This window comes from Acinetobacter sp. ANC 4654, from assembly GCF_002135425.1.
Classification (GTDB): domain Bacteria; phylum Pseudomonadota; class Gammaproteobacteria; order Pseudomonadales; family Moraxellaceae; genus Acinetobacter; species Acinetobacter kyonggiensis.
In genome coordinates, this window is sequence record NZ_NEGL01000012.1 from 13,679 (window position 1) to 30,425 (window position 16,747).

Annotated in this window: 10 protein-coding genes and 1 pseudogene; 4 read left to right on the top strand and 7 right to left on the bottom strand. The window is 40.2% G+C overall.

Features of this window, described 5'->3' with window-relative positions:
* Positions 1–229: 229 nt before the first annotated feature.
* The 4 genes and pseudogenes from B9T24_RS15075 to B9T24_RS17240 all read right to left on the bottom strand — a co-directional run.
* The gene (locus B9T24_RS15075; RefSeq protein ID WP_086166536.1) at positions 230–1,678 is read right to left on the bottom strand and encodes an NAD-dependent succinate-semialdehyde dehydrogenase; all 1,449 of its coding nucleotides are present in this window, start codon (positions 1,676–1,678) and stop codon (positions 230–232) included.
* Positions 1,679–1,697: 19 nt separating this feature from the next.
* Positions 1,698–2,957 (bottom strand): 4-aminobutyrate--2-oxoglutarate transaminase, encoded by a 1,260-nt coding sequence (gabT, locus tag B9T24_RS15080; RefSeq protein WP_086166537.1) that lies wholly within the window; start codon positions 2,955–2,957, stop codon positions 1,698–1,700.
* 256 nt (positions 2,958–3,213) lie between these two features.
* Positions 3,214–4,386, bottom strand: a complete 1,173-nt coding sequence (locus B9T24_RS15085) for a porin (RefSeq protein ID WP_143223763.1) — start codon at positions 4,384–4,386, stop codon at positions 3,214–3,216.
* A 144-nt stretch (positions 4,387–4,530) separates the two neighbouring features.
* Positions 4,531–4,611: pseudogene (locus B9T24_RS17240) on the bottom strand (hypothetical protein); the annotation flags it as partial.
* A gap of 419 nt (positions 4,612–5,030) precedes the next feature.
* Between B9T24_RS17240 and B9T24_RS15090 the strand changes: the two are divergent.
* On the top strand, positions 5,031–6,533 hold the full coding sequence (locus tag B9T24_RS15090; RefSeq protein WP_086166538.1) for a PLP-dependent aminotransferase family protein: 1,503 nt from the start codon (positions 5,031–5,033) through the stop codon (positions 6,531–6,533).
* 418 nt (positions 6,534–6,951) lie between these two features.
* Complete coding sequence (locus B9T24_RS15095; RefSeq protein WP_086166539.1) at positions 6,952–8,409, top strand: amino acid permease; 1,458 nt, start codon at positions 6,952–6,954, stop codon at positions 8,407–8,409.
* 191 nt (positions 8,410–8,600) lie between these two features.
* Here B9T24_RS15095 and B9T24_RS15100 read toward each other — a convergent pair whose 3' ends face one another.
* Entirely contained in the window at positions 8,601–10,700 is a 2,100-nt protein-coding gene (locus tag B9T24_RS15100; RefSeq protein ID WP_086166540.1) for a TonB-dependent siderophore receptor, read from the bottom strand.
* A 360-nt stretch (positions 10,701–11,060) separates the two neighbouring features.
* Between B9T24_RS15100 and B9T24_RS15105 the strand changes: the two genes are divergently transcribed.
* Complete coding sequence (locus tag B9T24_RS15105; RefSeq protein ID WP_086166541.1) at positions 11,061–11,738, top strand: epoxyqueuosine reductase QueH; 678 nt, start codon at positions 11,061–11,063, stop codon at positions 11,736–11,738.
* A 329-nt stretch (positions 11,739–12,067) separates the two neighbouring features.
* Positions 12,068–13,300: an MFS transporter gene (locus B9T24_RS15110; protein WP_086166591.1), complete on the top strand. Its 1,233-nt coding sequence runs from the start codon at positions 12,068–12,070 to the stop codon at positions 13,298–13,300.
* Between the two features lie 93 nt (positions 13,301–13,393).
* Here the strand turns inward: B9T24_RS15110 and B9T24_RS15115 are convergent, their stop codons facing one another.
* Both B9T24_RS15115 and B9T24_RS15120 read right to left on the bottom strand, forming a co-directional pair.
* Entirely contained in the window at positions 13,394–14,788 is a 1,395-nt protein-coding gene (locus B9T24_RS15115) for a methylenetetrahydrofolate reductase C-terminal domain-containing protein (protein ID WP_086166542.1), read from the bottom strand.
* Positions 14,789–14,910: 122 nt separating this feature from the next.
* Entirely contained in the window at positions 14,911–16,044 is a 1,134-nt protein-coding gene (locus B9T24_RS15120) for a 5-methyltetrahydropteroyltriglutamate--homocysteine S-methyltransferase (RefSeq protein WP_086166543.1), read from the bottom strand.
* Between the last annotated feature and the right edge of the window lie 703 nt (positions 16,045–16,747).

Here is a 16,747-nt window from a genome sequence, read left to right on the forward strand (position 1 = left end):
ACAATTTCAGCAATCAAATTCATCCTGAAACCAAATCTATTTTTTTATTTTTATAACATTGAGTTAACTCATTTTTTGCTTTCATAAAAGAGCTATTGAATTAAAAACTCTCTGTATTATTTTTAATGTTTAAAGCAGTTCATGATTATTTTAAAAATTATGATGAATTAAAAAAAAATCAGCCTTGAATGGGCAAGGCTGATTTTAACGGGTCACTGTGAGAATTTATTTATGAGGATAAATCCACACACAGATATTTCATTTCGAGGTATTCATCAATACCAAATTTAGAACCTTCACGCCCTAAACCAGATTGCTTCACCCCGCCAAATGGAGCAACTTCATTTGAAATAGCACCAGTGTTTATGCCGACCATGCCATATTCCAATGCCTCGCCCACACGCCATTGACGCGCGGTATTCTGCGTGAATACATAACTTGCCAAACCAAACTCGGTATCATTTGCCATCGCAACCGCGTCTTCTTCAGTGTTAAAGCGGAACAATGCAGCCAATGGGCCAAAGGTTTCTTCTTTAGCAACCTTCATGTCTTGGGTCACTTCAGTCAGCACGGTTGGCTCAAAGAAAGTACCGCCTAAACTTGAACGCTGACCGCCAATTTTAACCTGCGCACCTTTGCTCGCTGCATCTGCAATATGTGACTGCACTTTAGCAATGGCATCTTCATCAATGAGCGGGCCTTGGGTCGAACCTTCCTGACGACCATCACCCACTTTTAAATGGGCTACAGCCGCAGTCAACTTTTCAGCCAGCGCATCATAAATACCGTCTTGTACATAAATACGGTTCGCGCAGACACAGGTTTGACCGCTATTACGGAATTTACTGACCATAATACCTTGGACAGCCTGCTCCAGATTGGCATCATCAAAAACCAATACTGGTGCATTGCCACCCAATTCAAGCGACAGTTTTTTGATGGTTGGCGCACACTGCTCCATCAAAATACGGCCGACTTGAGTCGAACCAGTAAAGCTAAGCTTCTTCACGCTATCGCTTTCGCACAGCGTTTTGCCGACTTCAATCGCATCGCCACTAATGTGCAGCAATACATCTTGTGGCAAGCCCGCTTGCAGTGCCAATACTTCTAAAGCATAAGCCGTTAATGGCGTTTGCTCAGCAGGCTTCACCAGCATCGAACAACCAGCAGCAATGGCTGGCGCAGCTTTACGGGTAATCATCGCCGCAGGGAAATTCCACGGCGTAATTGCCGCAGTCACCCCAATGGCTTGCTTAATCACCAACAAACGCTGATTTGCTAGGGTTGGTGTAAGTACCTCACCATCAATACGACGCGCCTGTTCTGCAAACCAGCGGATAAATGATGCCGCATAAGCAATCTCACCGCGCGCTTCCGCCAAGGGCTTACCCTGTTCTGCGGTCAGTATTTGCGCCAATTGCTCTTTGTTCTGCAACATTAAGTTGTACCAAGCCCACAAAACATCAGCGCGCTGCAATGCAGTTTGCGCTTTCCATGTAGTTTGCGCAGCCTGTGAACGGGCAATCGCCTGTTCTACAGCCTGACGGTCAAGTGATTTGACCCATGCCAGTGTTTCGTTGGTTGCAGCATCATTCACTTCAATATAACAACCGTTTAAAGGCTGCTCAAAGCAAACATCAGGATGCTGTAATAAATCTTTCAAATGATCTGGAAGCATTTCAATCACTCATTCATTATTATGCAGTTAAAGTTGCAAATCCTTGTTTTAAAATAGCAAGGCCTTCACGAAATTGCTCTGTTGGAATCGTTAAAGGATAAAGGAAACGAATCACATTACCATAACGACCACAGGTTAAAATCAACAAGCCATTTTGCATTGCATGATTTTGCACAGCTTTGGCTTGTTCAGCTGTTTCCAGTTCAACCGCAACCATTGAACCCAATGCGCGAATATCGGTCACGACATTGCTGGTGGCTTTAAGTGTATTTAAGACCGAAACCAATTCAGCACCCAATACATTGGCACGATCACACAGACCTTCACTTTCAATAACATCAATCACCGCATGCGCTGCGGCAACAGCAATAGGGCTACCTGCATACGTACCACCTAAACCACCAGGATTTGGCGCATCCATCACATCAGCGCGTCCAACTACAGCAGAGATAGGAAAACCACCACCCAAGCTTTTTGCCATCGTAATAAGATCTACTTTAGTTTTATAGTGGTTCATAGCAAACAACTTGCCTGTACGGGCAAAGCCTGACTGAACTTCATCAGCAATCATCAAAATACCATGCTGATCACATAATGCGCGTAAACGTGTTAAAAATTCTGCGGGTACAACATTAAAGCCACCTTCACCTTGTACAGGTTCAAGCACAATCGCTGCAACATCATGTGCAGCAATATCTTCAGCAAAAATATCTTCAACACTTTGGATAGCATCATCCACAGTAATGCCTTTTGATTCTACTGGATAACGTGCATGGAAAACGCCTGCAGGCATCACCCCAAAGTCACGTTTGTAAGGTGCAGTTTTACCAGTCATTGCCATCGTCATAAATGAACGACCGTGGAAACCATTACCAAAAGTCACAATGCCGTGACGACCTGTATGTGAACGCGCAATTTTGACTGCATTTTCCACTGCTTCAGCGCCAGTAGAAAAGAATGAAGTTTTTGCAGCACCCTCAATCGGTGCACGTTCATTAATACGCTCAGCAAGAGAGACATAACTTTCGTAAGGAACAACTTGATAAGCTGTATGGGTAAATTTTGTTAATTGTTCAGTAACAGCAGCAATAATTTTAGGATGGCGATGACCCGTATTCAGTACTGCAATGCCGCCTGCGAAATCGATAAATTGATTGCCTTCTACATCCCAAATCGTCGCATTTTCTGCTTTCTCCGCATACCATTGACACATGACACCAACACCACGAGGCGTTGCTTGCTGTTTACGTGCATTCAGTGCAGAGTGTTTACTGTCCATTTCGTACCTCATTCTTGATTCATACATTGTAAAATTTTGGCATCCATATCATGCGATTGATGATATGCAAATGATTCATTGATTTTGCGCTTTTACTGGCATGAAACGAGAGCCACTTTGGATAAGATAGAGAGGGCCAATTTATACTTATCTGGCAATTTAAAATTTTTTTAAATATATAAATCAAATAATTAAAATAAAGTTATAAAAATGGTACCTTTTTTAAAGGTGCCATTCTGATGAGTTACAACAATCATTAAAAATTATAGATAAACAATAAATTCAAGAGTCTACTGTGCCCAGATGCATCTCCTCCTGCCAAAGAACCTGCATCACCGCCAATGAATACATCATTTTTGCCAGTGATATATTCTGCGGCCAGCGAAAACTGCTGAACATCTAGCTGAGCACCCCAAATACTACGGGTCGATGTGGCAAAACCTGATTTATCCTTATCAAATACGGCATAGCTCGCATAAGGTGTTAAATCATAATCTTTGTAAAAATCATTGATTTGATAATCAACATTCGCCACATAATAATTGGCTTTGTTGGCAACATAATACTTCGATTCAAATGAGCCGACCGTTGCATAATCCGCATTGCTCAAAGACTTAGTATCTGCACGATTCTGTCCGGCAGTCAAAGTTACATTGGCATTTTGATAGTTTAAACGACCAAAGATATTCCATGCATTACGATGCCCCGTTTGACCATTGCTGTTTTCCAAATCTGAATGCCAGTACGACCCGCCTAGATTAAGTTTAACTGGACTGTCCTGTAGTGGAATCTGCTGACTGATACGTGCAACCCACATGTTTTTTTCTTCAATGTCATCTGTCGTGGCATCTTCAGGCTTAACATAATTGGCCGCATAGCGCGCTGCATCGCCATCACCCACAAAACTTCCGCCATCACGGAGAAAATAAGCCAAATTTACGCTGGTATTGGCACCTAATTGCTGCTGCCAATTGATGCCCAAATTATGCACATCTTCTAGGCCAGCATTGTCCATTGAGCTGCCGTACCAACTGCTGCTCCAGAAACGGCCGATGCCAAAAGGCATATCCTGCAAACCTACTGTAATGCGGCTCTCATCATTCAGCTTATAGCCCAAATTGGCATTCACCAAAGTTGAAAAATCACATAAGGTATCATTTTGATAGCAGCGGTATTCCACACCGCCAAAAAATGTCTTGGCATCATATTTCAAGCTAAGCTTTGCCGCATTAAACTTTAATTTATGGTCACTGTCCGAATAATCCTTATCTTGATAATTCGCACGTACCCACCCTGACACCGTCAGTTTTCCTAAATCTGTCTCTGCATCTCCCCAAGAGAGCGTATCTGCCTGCACGGCTGCCGACATTGCCATTACACTGGTAAGGGTAAAAAATGAAAATGGTTTCACTAGAAAATGCTGCAACATAATAAAAATCCCAAAAAGAAAGAATAAATTCCAAAAGCCCATCTCTGGCAAAAGCAAAATTTTTGATAAAATTTGATCAGCGAAGGTATTCAAATTTCAAATTCATGGTTGATCCAATTCTGCATCCTGCAAGAAATCTGATCATTAACCCAGATAAATGCCGCGTTCTTTACGCGCCATTAAAATGCGTTCACATGCCAAAATGTAGGCTGCGGCACGTAAAGAATATCTAGCCTTTCGCCCAGATGGAGAGCCTCTTTATCTAACTGCTTAAGCTCATTATTCCAAGCAGTTGTACCTTGCTCCGTATACGTCAGACCTTTCACCATCGTGTTCATTGCATGATCCTATTTTTGTATGCAGACGCATTTCCTTGCGGCTGCAAAAAGTATAAATTTATGTAGGTTTGTTGGCATTTATTGATTCATGTCTTCAGGCTGCCTGATCTAAATTAAAAAATTAAGCTTAGATTTTTCGCTTGGGCTTTAACCAAGATGTGTGTATATTGCCTGCCGTTTACAGGCTCGCATTTACACCAACCACGCAAGAGCGAGATACTTTACAATTACTGCCTGACCAGATTATTTTGCACGTACCGACATTGCTCTCACGAGAGCCACTTTGAATTTGTAGGAGAGAGCCAATTGCGTAGTTTGCTTGGAGATTATTTGCTGCAGCGATTACAGCAAGATATTGATGGAACATTGCAGCTACGATTATTTCGCTGCTTGCGTAATGCCATGATTGATGGCGTATTGGCACCCAAAACTCGTTTACCTGCATCAAGAGATCTTGCCAAAGAGATCAAAGTCTCCCGCAATACGGTATTAAGCGCTTATGAACAATTACAGGCACAAGGTTATGTCGATGCCCGTACAGGACAAGGCACTTGGGTTACAGAGAAATTGCCCGAGTCCTTTTTAATCAAAGCAGAAAACACCAATATTCCGATTCAAGAAAAAAAATCTCAGCAAAGTTACAGCTTATCTCAGCGCGGTTCGTATTTAATCGGCTATTCAGCGGCATCGCCTTATCAATGGGGGGCATTTGTCCCTGGTGCACCAGATGTAACTGAATTTCCTCACCATATTTTTAGCCGAATTCAGACTCGTTTGAGCCGTGAACCAGAAATTACTCGATTAATTTACAGCAATGCAGGCGGATGTCTGGAACTGCGCCAAGAACTTGCGGAATACCTCAAAATTGCGCGTTCTGTACAATGCGATGCCGATCAAATCATCATTACCGAAGGCACGCATCAGGCCATAGATTTGGTTGCGCGTACCTTGAGCGATATCGGCGACGAAGTCTGGATCGAAGACCCAGCTTACTGGGGCGCGCGCAATATTTTACGCATTAATGGTGTAAATTTGCGTTCGCTACCTGTTGACCAAGAAGGCATTATTCCTGACCTAGATCCCAAGAAACCGCCTAAGCTGATCTTTGTCACACCATCACATCAATATCCTTTAGGTTCACATTTGAGCCTTGAACGGCGCAAGCAACTGATTGCAATTGCCCGTCAGCATAAAAGCTGGATTGTGGAGGATGATTATGACAGTGAATTCAGATTCTCAGGTCAGCCCTATCCGTCTTTGCAAGGATTGGAACCTGATTCACCCGTCATTTATATGGGAACATTCAGCAAAACCATTTATCCTGCGCTGCGTATCGGTTATTTAGTGGTACCGAAAAAACTGTTTTCGCCACTGCGCATTGTGGCATCAGAACTGTATCGAGGTGGACATTTACTGGATCAAAAAGTATTGGCAGAGTTTATCCGTGAAGGACATTATGGGGCACATATTCGACGTATGCGCTTACTTTACAGCAAACGCCATGCATTTTTAATTGATTTAATTCACCGTCATTTGGGGCCAGATTTTCTACACGAATACAACACCGCAGCGGGCTTACACCTTATTTTAAAATTGCCAAGCAGCAGTGATGATGTACTAATTGCATCAAATGCACTCGATCAAAATGTAAAGGTCAGAGCACTCTCTCAATATTATACAAAACACTATTCTACGCGGCAGAAAGGATTGTTGCTTGGTTTCGCTTGTGTCAGCGAACAAGAAATACTGGTCGCTTTTGGCATTTTGTTGAAGTGCTTACGCGATGTCGGTATTCCCACACTTAATTAATTAATTTTCTATATTAATCAAAATTTTATTTTTAAATTAAACTTAACTTTTTGTCAGTTTTTAAATCTCTGGCAAAACTATGTATTGCTTTTTTATTTTATTTAGTCTTTATTTTTCTGTAAATATCCTTTCCTGTACTTTTCACATTTTTAAAGCAATTGGCTCCTTTCAATAGATAAAAAATGGCTCTCGTCACCTGCCAACAAAAAAGAGAAATTAGCAGCACACATAAACAACATGTAACAGTTTTGTAACCAAAGTGTGATCTTTCACCCGTTTACAGAACCATCAGATTTATCCAAGTTAACTTAATCTTAATTAAGTGCTTAATAATTCAGTTGCAGTTTCAATGGATAAATAGTGCGAAAAAGGTATAGACCAATATTGCAACTATATCCTTGATATTAAGGGAAATAATATGGCTGAAAATCAACATACCTCCAAGCCAGATTCATCACAAGGCTTAAAAAATGGACTTAAGTCACGCCACCTCACCATGATTTCTATTGCAGGTGTGATTGGCGGCGCATTATTTGTCGGCTCAGGAAATGTAATCTACAATGCAGGGCCAGCTGCACTCATAGCATATACACTAGGCGGATTATTGGTTCTATTCATCATGCGTATGCTGGGTGAAATGGCGGTACTGAACCCCGACAGTGGCTCATTTTCAACTTATGCAGACCGCGGAATTGGTCGTTGGGCTGGATTTTCGATTGGATGGCTATATTGGTCTTTCTGGACCTTACTTATGGGATGGGAAGCCTTTGTTGCTGGCAAAATTCTCAATAGCTGGTTTCCATTTATTCCGATTTGGGGCTACATGCTGTTCGTCATTGTAGCTTTGGTCTGGATTAATTTACGCGATGTCAAAAACTACGGTGAATTTGAATTCTGGTTTGCCTTAATCAAGGTCATTGCCATTGTACTATTCTTGGTTGTCGGAAGTTTAGCCATTATGCACCTTTGGCCTTGGGGCGATGCCACTATGCTAGGCGGGGTGACTTATTTGACCGCTGAAGGGTTTATGCCAAATGGTTTTTCTTCTATTATTACAGCCTTACTGGGTGTTATGTTTGCCTATATGGGGGCAGAAATTGTCACCGTTGCAGCCGCTGAAACTAAAGATCCTGCGAAAGAAATCCGCAAAGCATCTAACTCAATTGTCTGGCGAATCATTTTATTTTATGTCGGCTCAATGCTGATTACCGTTTGCTTAATTCCACACAACAACCCTCTATTAAAAGACCCAACTTGGGGTACATACAGCGTTACCCTTACTGCATTGGGTATTCCTGAAGCGCGCCATATTGTCAATTTTGTAGTGTTAACTTCTGTGTGTAGCTGCTTTAACTCTGCACTCTATACCTGTTCACGTATGATGTATTCTCTGTCCAAACGTGGCGATGCACCGAAAAGTTTTGCATTTACTAACCGCAATAACAGCCCATGGGTCGGTGTTATTTTCTCAAGTCTTTTTTCAATCGTTGCAGTATATTTCACTGCGACAAAAAGCATGAATATTTATGATGTATTAATGCTGGCAACCGGTACGGTGTCTTTGTATGTATACCTTGCGATTGCAATTTCACAATTGAAGCTGCGTAAGAAATTGGAAACAGAAGGTGTCGATATTCCATTTAAAATGTGGCTCTTTCCTTGGCTGACTTATCTCGTCATCATCTTTATTATTGGCGCCTTAATTACCATGGTCATTGAAGGGACTTATCTTAAGGAAGTGGCATATACCAGTGTTCTTGCCTTATTTATTGTTGGCTTAGGAATTTGCGCACAGAAGTTTAATTGGGGTGGCGGTAAATCTGCAAACAATAAAACTGCACAAAATAAAATTAATATTACTGACAATCACTATTAACAAACTGCTATAGATCCCCTTAAGATGTTCTGTGAATGACCTCTATGGTTGTTCACAGAATATGATTGTCTTTTTAGATTAATTCAACTCTCATATAAATTTAATACATAAAATTCATATCATTTCGTAAGTTGAAACTTATCTACCATTGCCTCCACATCAACTATGTAAAACTGAATCGTTTTAGATTTTTAGTATTTAAACTTCAGATTAAAACGAACCATCATTGGATCTCCCCAATTGACCAATTGCGCATTCGGTGTTGTTCCAGCCAGATATTCTTTATCGAATACGTTTTTAATACTTAGACCTGCTCCCCAAGTTTTGGCTTCATAACCCGCATTCACATCAAATAACGCATAACTGGGCAAGTAGACAAAGTCTGTATTGCGCTGTGCTGTTCGAGAACCTTGATAACGAATACCCGCACCAATATTCCAACCGAATTGATCAGGGCTAAAATAATATTGGGTGGATAATGAGCTGGCATTTTTAGGAACATGATTGCTACGTTTACCTATTTCACTGGCAGTCACACTTTCTGTTATTTTTGCAGTTGGAATATAGCTATATGTTGCCGCTACATTCCATTGCTCAGTTAATGCCGCCGCCATTTCAGCTTCAAAACCTTCGGTGACTTGCTCACCCGTTTGAATTGAGAAATTTCCAGAAGCATCTGATTCAGTCACATTTTTACGGGTTAAATCATAATAAGCCACATAGCCTTGCAAACGCTGATCCAAAGCCTGAAATTTTACGCCTACTTCCGCTTGTTTACCTTCTTCAGGATTAAGTAATGTGCCATTTTCCCCTGCATCCGTCACTGGCATAAAAGAAGTTGAATAACTGATATACGGTGCAAACATATCATTCATGCGGTACATGACCGAAGCACTGCCCGTAAAAGCATTGTCTGAATTTTTAGTGGCTGTATTTTTCAATACATTATCAATTTCAACTTGAGTCCAATCATGACGACCTGATAGCCCAACAATCCAGTGATCATCAATTTTAATGGTATTACGCAAATATAAACCTGCATATTGACTATAAGTAACTTCTTGAGTTGGAGTACCGAGTTTGGTACTGGTAATACCATAGACAGGATTATCTGCATTAAACGAATTAATAGTATCTGTGCGACGATAATAATCACTGCGTTCTCGCATCATATCGACACCGACCATGACATCATAGTTGAGCTTTCCAAAATCGAAATTACGCTGTAAATGATTATCTAAGGTATAGTTAATATCTTGTTTATCTTGATTGTTAATTGCACGTTTAATCGTTGGCAGAGTATTTGTACCCGATGCTAATATCGCATTCCCTTTTGTATCGGTTTTTGTCACAGCAAGGTTTTGTTTGAAAGTCCAGTCATTATCAAAATAGTGGGCATAATTCGTACCAATCCGATAAACATCCACATCATAGCCATAATCTGGCTCACCAAAAAACAAGCTAGACGAATAATTTTTATAATCGCCCTTACTATAGGGAATACCCTGCTGACGGATATATTTACGATGTTGATAACTGGCAATGACCGATAAATCATCTTTATCGCCTAAATCAAAATTATATGATGGTGCAATATATTGATTTTTAAAATATACATAGTCTGTAGGATCATCCTGATCAGACACTCGTCCTACCACACGAAAAGCACCTTTTGCACTTTCATTTGGCGCATAGTTCATATCAAAAGTTGCTTCTTTTAAACCATAACTGCCATAACTTAACGCCCCTTTATAAGATGTTTCTGCTTGTGGACGTTTAGTGGTCAAATTAACCAAACCACCTGGCAATGCTAATCCAAAACCCACTGATGTTGGGCCTTTCACAACCTCAATAGATTCTAGGCCCGAAATATCTTCAGCTCTTAAAACATTATCTGATGCTTGTACACGCAATCCATCAATATAGGTTTGTGAACTGGAAATTTGTCCGCGGATAATAAAGTCATCCCAACCCCGACGTCCATATTGACCAGAGGTCACGCCAGCGACCCCTTCTAAAGCTTCCGCAACTGTTTTTGCTTGTTTTTGTTCTATTTGCTGATTGGTGATAACACTAATCGATTGTGCGGTTTCAAATAAAGGGGCATCTGACCGAAGTACTGCACTTGCTGTTTTAGCTGCATAGGGTTTTTCATCGGTTCCAGCTTGAGTAATAATGGTCGGTAATTGATTTCCCGATGACTGTTCTAAATCGGATTCTGATTGAGCATGTGATGCTGTTGCCATAATGGCCAGAACTGAAAATGCTAAAAAGGACAGATTGAACTGCATGATACAATACCGATAAAAACTTAAGCGTAATTATAATCATTTTCATTTAAAAATATCACGATTACTAAATGTAATGTCATCAAAGCTGTTTAATCGTAAAAATAATATACAAATGAAGAAATATCATAAGTTAAAAAAGCTTGGGATTTAATTCAAGCATTAAATAGAGCGGTACAACCAAAGGCAGACCCTATAAATCAACTCAGGACTTTGTAATAACTTATAGAGAGTTGACTCAAATCCTAATATGGACTTGAAGTGAAAATTACTTATCCTAAAATGAAAATATTTCATCAAATTCATAATTTTAAAGTACTGATAAAAACTAAAATACTCTGCTTCAATTTTTCATTATTTACTATGTCTAAGCTAAAGCGCCAAAAACTTACTCTTCCAGATGGTCATAATAAACTTTTACTACACTCTTGCTGTGCACCGTGCTCTGGTGAAGTCATGGAAACCATGATCGAATCAGGCATCGACTTCTCCATTTTCTTTTACAATCCCAACATTCATCCTGTTAAAGAATACTTAATTCGTAAGGAAGAAAATATTCGCTTTGCTGAAAAACACAATATTCCTTTTATTGACTGCGACTATGACACCGACAATTGGTTTGAACGTGCTAAAGGGATGGAAAATGAGCCCGAAAAAGGTAGTCGCTGCACGATGTGCTTCGATATGCGTTTCGAACGTACGGCGCTCTATGCACATGAACATGGCTTTAGTCTAATCAGTAGTTCGCTTGGCATTTCTCGATGGAAAGATATGAAGCAAATTAATGGTTGTGGTATACGTGCTGCTGAGCACTATCCCAATATAACTTACTGGGATTACAACTGGCGAAAAAATGGTGGTGCTCACCGCATGATTGAAATCAGTAAAAAGGAAGAATTTTATCAACAAGAATACTGTGGATGCGTATATTCACTCAGAGATACCAATCGTTGGCGTACGAGCAATGGTCGTGACCGCATCAAATTAGGTGTGAAATTCTACTCCAATGCTATGGATAGTGAAAAATCCAGCACCGATTAAATTATATATCCCTGTAATTAATATCATAAGAAAACGATCCTTTTTCTGGTGCTGAAAATACCCAATTTTCGTTCATCTCGTAGGTATGTTAAACTATATGTACTTTTAACACCTGCGCTATGTCGTGGGTGTATTTTTTTAAATCTCCCTTTTTGAAATTGAATTGTTCTGTCTGTTCAGCGTGATCTCCCCATCGACGCTGTGAACCGTTATTACTTTTCTATTTGCAAAATTATTTTTTAATCTTCCTGCCCGTCAGGAAGTAAGGTCCTTTTATTTCTAAAAAAGTGACTTTGTGCTGACGGGTTGTAAAAACGATGTTGAAAACCATGTCTCCCCCACACATTTCTAAACTCACTTTTGCCACTTTATTGTTTCCTTTGGCATTGGTTTTATTTGAGTTCGCTGTCTATTTGGGCAACGATTTAATCCAACCAGCCATGCTTGGTGTAACCCGTGATTTTGGCGTGAGCAGCGCTTGGGCACCCTCGTCTATGTCATTCTACCTGCTTGGTGGTGGCTGTATCGCGTGGCTAATGGGTCCCTTGTCGGATCGTATTGGGCGTAAGAAAATTTTATTGGCAGGTGCACTATTTTTTGCAATAACTTGCTTACTGATTTTATTCATACAAAATATTCAAAGTTTTTTAGGCTTACGTTTCCTACAAGGCATGGGTTTGACCGTGATTAGTGCCGTAGGTTATGCAGCCGTTCAAGAAAACTTTGAAGAGCGTACTGCAATTAAAGTCATGGCAATTATGGGCAATATGACTTTATTTGCACCACTCTTAGGTCCTTTAGTCGGCTCATTGCTGATTGACCACGTGTCTTGGCATTGGGGCTTTATTGGAATTGCAATATTGGCTTTACTGGGTTGGTTTGGTCTCAAAGTGGCCATGCCAGCAGATCAAAAAGCGAATCTGACGCAAAAACCTATGAGCAGTATTTGGAGTGATTTTAAAACAGTCTTTAACAATAAACAGTTTGTGATCATGACCAGTGCCCTACCAATGGCATGTTTACCAATCATGCTCTGGATTGCATTATCGCCTGTAATGCTCGTTGAAAACCTCGGTTTCAGTGGTATGCAATATGGTATGGCGCAAGTGCCTGTATTGGGTGCGCTCATCTTGGGTAGTGTGATTTTAGTTAAAATTATTGATAAATATCCACTCGGTCAAACCATTCTATTCGGTCTACCAATCATGTTAGTTGGTGCACTGATCATCCTAATCGGCTTATTCATCCCGACTTATTTTGTATGGGCGCTAATTATGGGTATGACCATCATGAGCTTTGGTGAAGGGATTTGTTTCTCTGTGCTGTATCGTTTAGCCATGATGTCATCGGACGTATCGAAAGGTACAGTTGCGTCTGCTATGTCAATGATCATGATGTTCAGCTACTTTGTCGTGCTTGAAGTATCGCGCATGTTGTTTGAAGCTTATGACCTGATGGCATTTAGCTTATGTAGTTTGGCATTGGTGCTAATGTGGTTTACTTTGCCACGTACAATGTTGAAAAAAGTGATGCTTGAGCGTAAAGAAAAAGGCCAGTTCTAATATTTTTTAAAATTAGACCAAACTTAAAAAGGCGGAATCATTTTAGTGATCCCGCCTTTTTTTATAATGTATTTTTAATCAAACAACCATACTTTAACTGGCTTGATTTACATACCAGTTTTTCCATGAACTACTACCACGCACCTCTATCGGCACTGTCGGAATCAAGTTGTTTTTTAAAATTTGCGTTTGATCAACTGCTTTGGCAAGGCGAGCTTTGACCGAGTGAATACATTCACGATCACCAAATTCACAGCGGTCTAATGTTGTTCCACCACAAGGGCCATTGGCGAGGCCTTTCGGGCAGGTTTCAGGGCAAATATATAAGGTATCACCTAGGCGACATTGCCCACAGCTTTCACAGCCCACTACACCATGTTTACTGACAAATTCAGTTTTAAGCAATGCTTGTGCTGCAAGCGATCCATTCCAAAACCGCGACTGGAAAATAAAATGTCCAACACCTTTTGCAACTTTAGACTCGAACAAAGCATCATGCATTAAATTCAAATGCTGATATTTTAAAACCTGCATGGAGCTTACAGGGCGTGAATAATACGTCAGCGCTGGATAAAACTCTTTGCCTGTTTTAACTTGCCAAAGTGCATTCCACAGCAGCTCAAGTTCATCTAAACCAAGATGACGATATGCCTCAATATAGCTCTCTAACAGCAATTGCTCTTCAGGTTTATGACATGCCGAAAGGTGCACACCTGCAAAACCTAACTGTTTACAGATTAAAATTTGTAACGCACAGCGTAGATATACCCGATCAGTCAAACCTGATTCTTTTTCTTCACCCAAGATCTTGAGCATATGCGGTGTAATCACAATGCCCGCCACTTGATGCTTCACCATAAAATTGGCGCGTCCCAATGTTAGCGGCATAACACAAGCAAGTATTTTTTGAGCATAGCCATGCTGAGTTAAAAATACTTTCGCTTCTTTCAAAGCAGACAAATCATAACCCAGTTGAGTAATAATGTAATCTGCACCTGCCTTCAGCTTTTTATGCAATTTTAAATACTGGGCATCGCGTTCAGCTTCAGCATATTTAAACGGATTAAATGCAACACCTACACAAAAATCACCATGTTGTTTCGCTGCCATCACGGCATTTACCGATTCAAGGTAACGTGTACGCTCACTAGAGTCCTTGCCCTTGTGATGGTTCTTAAGCTTATCACCTGTGAGCAATAATAAATTTTGCTGTCCAATCGCTTGAGCGGCATTTAAAAACTGCTCAAAGTCACGAATGTCCCGCCCCTTACCAGCAAAATGCAGCACTTTTTCAATGTGTTTCGGGTAAGCTTGTGCAGCAATAATCGGGGCAAGATCATCATCTGCATGGACGCGATCTGCTAAAGTCATCAATGCAGGAAAGTCAGCAAATTGAGTTTTTACAGGCAAAATCTCTTTCATTGAGCAGAGATATTCCACCAGTACACAAAACTGATTTTGAGTAAAATAAGTCGAAAGTTGAGACATAAAGGGAAAGTGATCCAGAGGATCAAGACAAAATAAAAGCGAATTATAGTCAAGATTGGCTTAAAGTGCATCTGATGCCACACGATTTGGCAACATCAGAAGTCATACCGATAAAATATAGGCTAGCCCCATACCTCCTGTGCAATTTCATTCATCAGTTTCAGTTTTTTCCACTGCGTATCATACGAAATACGGTTGCCCTCTTCCATCGAGGCAAAGCCACTTTGTGGACATAAACCCAATTGCTCAAGGGGGAGATACGCTGCCGCTTGCTGAATTTTGGCAATCAGCTTCGTTTTGTCTTCAACAGTCTCCACTTTAGTCGAGATCAAGCCTAAAAAGACTTCAGCATTCGTGCCCTGTAATTTTGCTAAAGGCTCAAAACCACCTGCACGCTCGGTGTCAAACTCTAATAAGTAACGATCAATATTATGTAATTTTTCAAAGATAAAACATTCAATCGCTGCATAGCCACCTTGATACAACCAACTCGATAAAAAATTACCGCGGTTAATATGCACTGCCACCACAAGGTCTTCAGGCTTATTGGCAAGTGCAATATTTAAAGTCTGAACAGCAAAATCTGCTAAATCATCAGGATTCATGCCCAATGCAAGCTCTTTTTCACGTTGTTCTTCATCGCACAAATAAGCCCAAAATTCATCGTTAATCTGAAGATAACGACAACCTTGCTCATATAAGGCTTGAATCGCTTTTTGATAGGCCTGCCCTAAATCTTCAACGTATTCAGTCAAACGATCAGCATAATGACGATTATTGCGCAGATGTGGATACAACATCATGTTGGGACTCGGCAAAGTAAATTTTGCCGTTGCAAAACCATCAATGGCCTGATGTAAAAAACGATAATGCGCAAGGCTTGGATGATCTTCTGGAAAATCAATTTTTCCCGTTACACGAACATCATAGGCTTTGCTAATGACACTTTTAAACTGTAGTCCATCACGGGTCTTATAGCCTTGAATACCGTCAAACTGTTCAAGAAAATCGTAATGCCACCAACCACGGCGAAAGTCACCATCTGTCATAATGGTGCAATCATTATCCAACTGAATATCAATCAGGTTATCAATTTCGGTATCTTCCACTTGGCGTAATGTTTCTTCATAAATCACACGATCAGCAAAATCATAACGGGCTTTTTTCAGTTTTAAGGGTCTTAAAAAGCTCCCGACATGCTCGACCTTATTATTAGCGTACTGGTTTTTTGCTGCTTGGCTCGTGTTGCTCTTCATAAATGTCGTCATTTAAAATGTGGTTTGAATTGAATCGGAGTGTGGAAGAAATGTCGAATTTAACTTTTAGATGCTGTAATTTTTGAATAATGATAAGCATCATAGACTTAACAATATTTATGCATGTTATTTAACATATTTACTGAAACATGCTCATGTTAAGGTGAACTTATTTCATGTTTTACTTCATAAAAAGCCAGATAATGTATCATCTGGTTTTCGACTCGTCACACTTAACCCGAAAAATTAAATATATTTTGAAATTATGCTCAGAGCGCCCCAAAACTTTTACTACAATTTCATTCACAAGTTAAAGCTTACGCAAATGTGCATCATAAGGAACACGATTGCCTTCTTTAGTTGATGAGAAACCACATTGTGTGGCTTAGCTCAAGCGGTAAGAATTTAGAAGCTTCATGAATACGTGCAATAATTGCATCTTTATCCTCAAGCTCTTCGACTTTCTGATACAAAACACAGTTTATTTGGATTATTAAAGGCAACAAACAATAGACAAAAAAAAGACTTATAAGCATTTGATTAGCTTATAAGTCTTTGATTTATATCTGGTAGGTATAAGCAGACTCGAACTGCTGACCTCTACGATGTCAAAGACAATGCAACTTAAATAATATCAAAAGCTTAAATTTTTCCTGTCGTATTCCTGTCGCATTTTATAATTTTTATACTAATTAATCTTTGT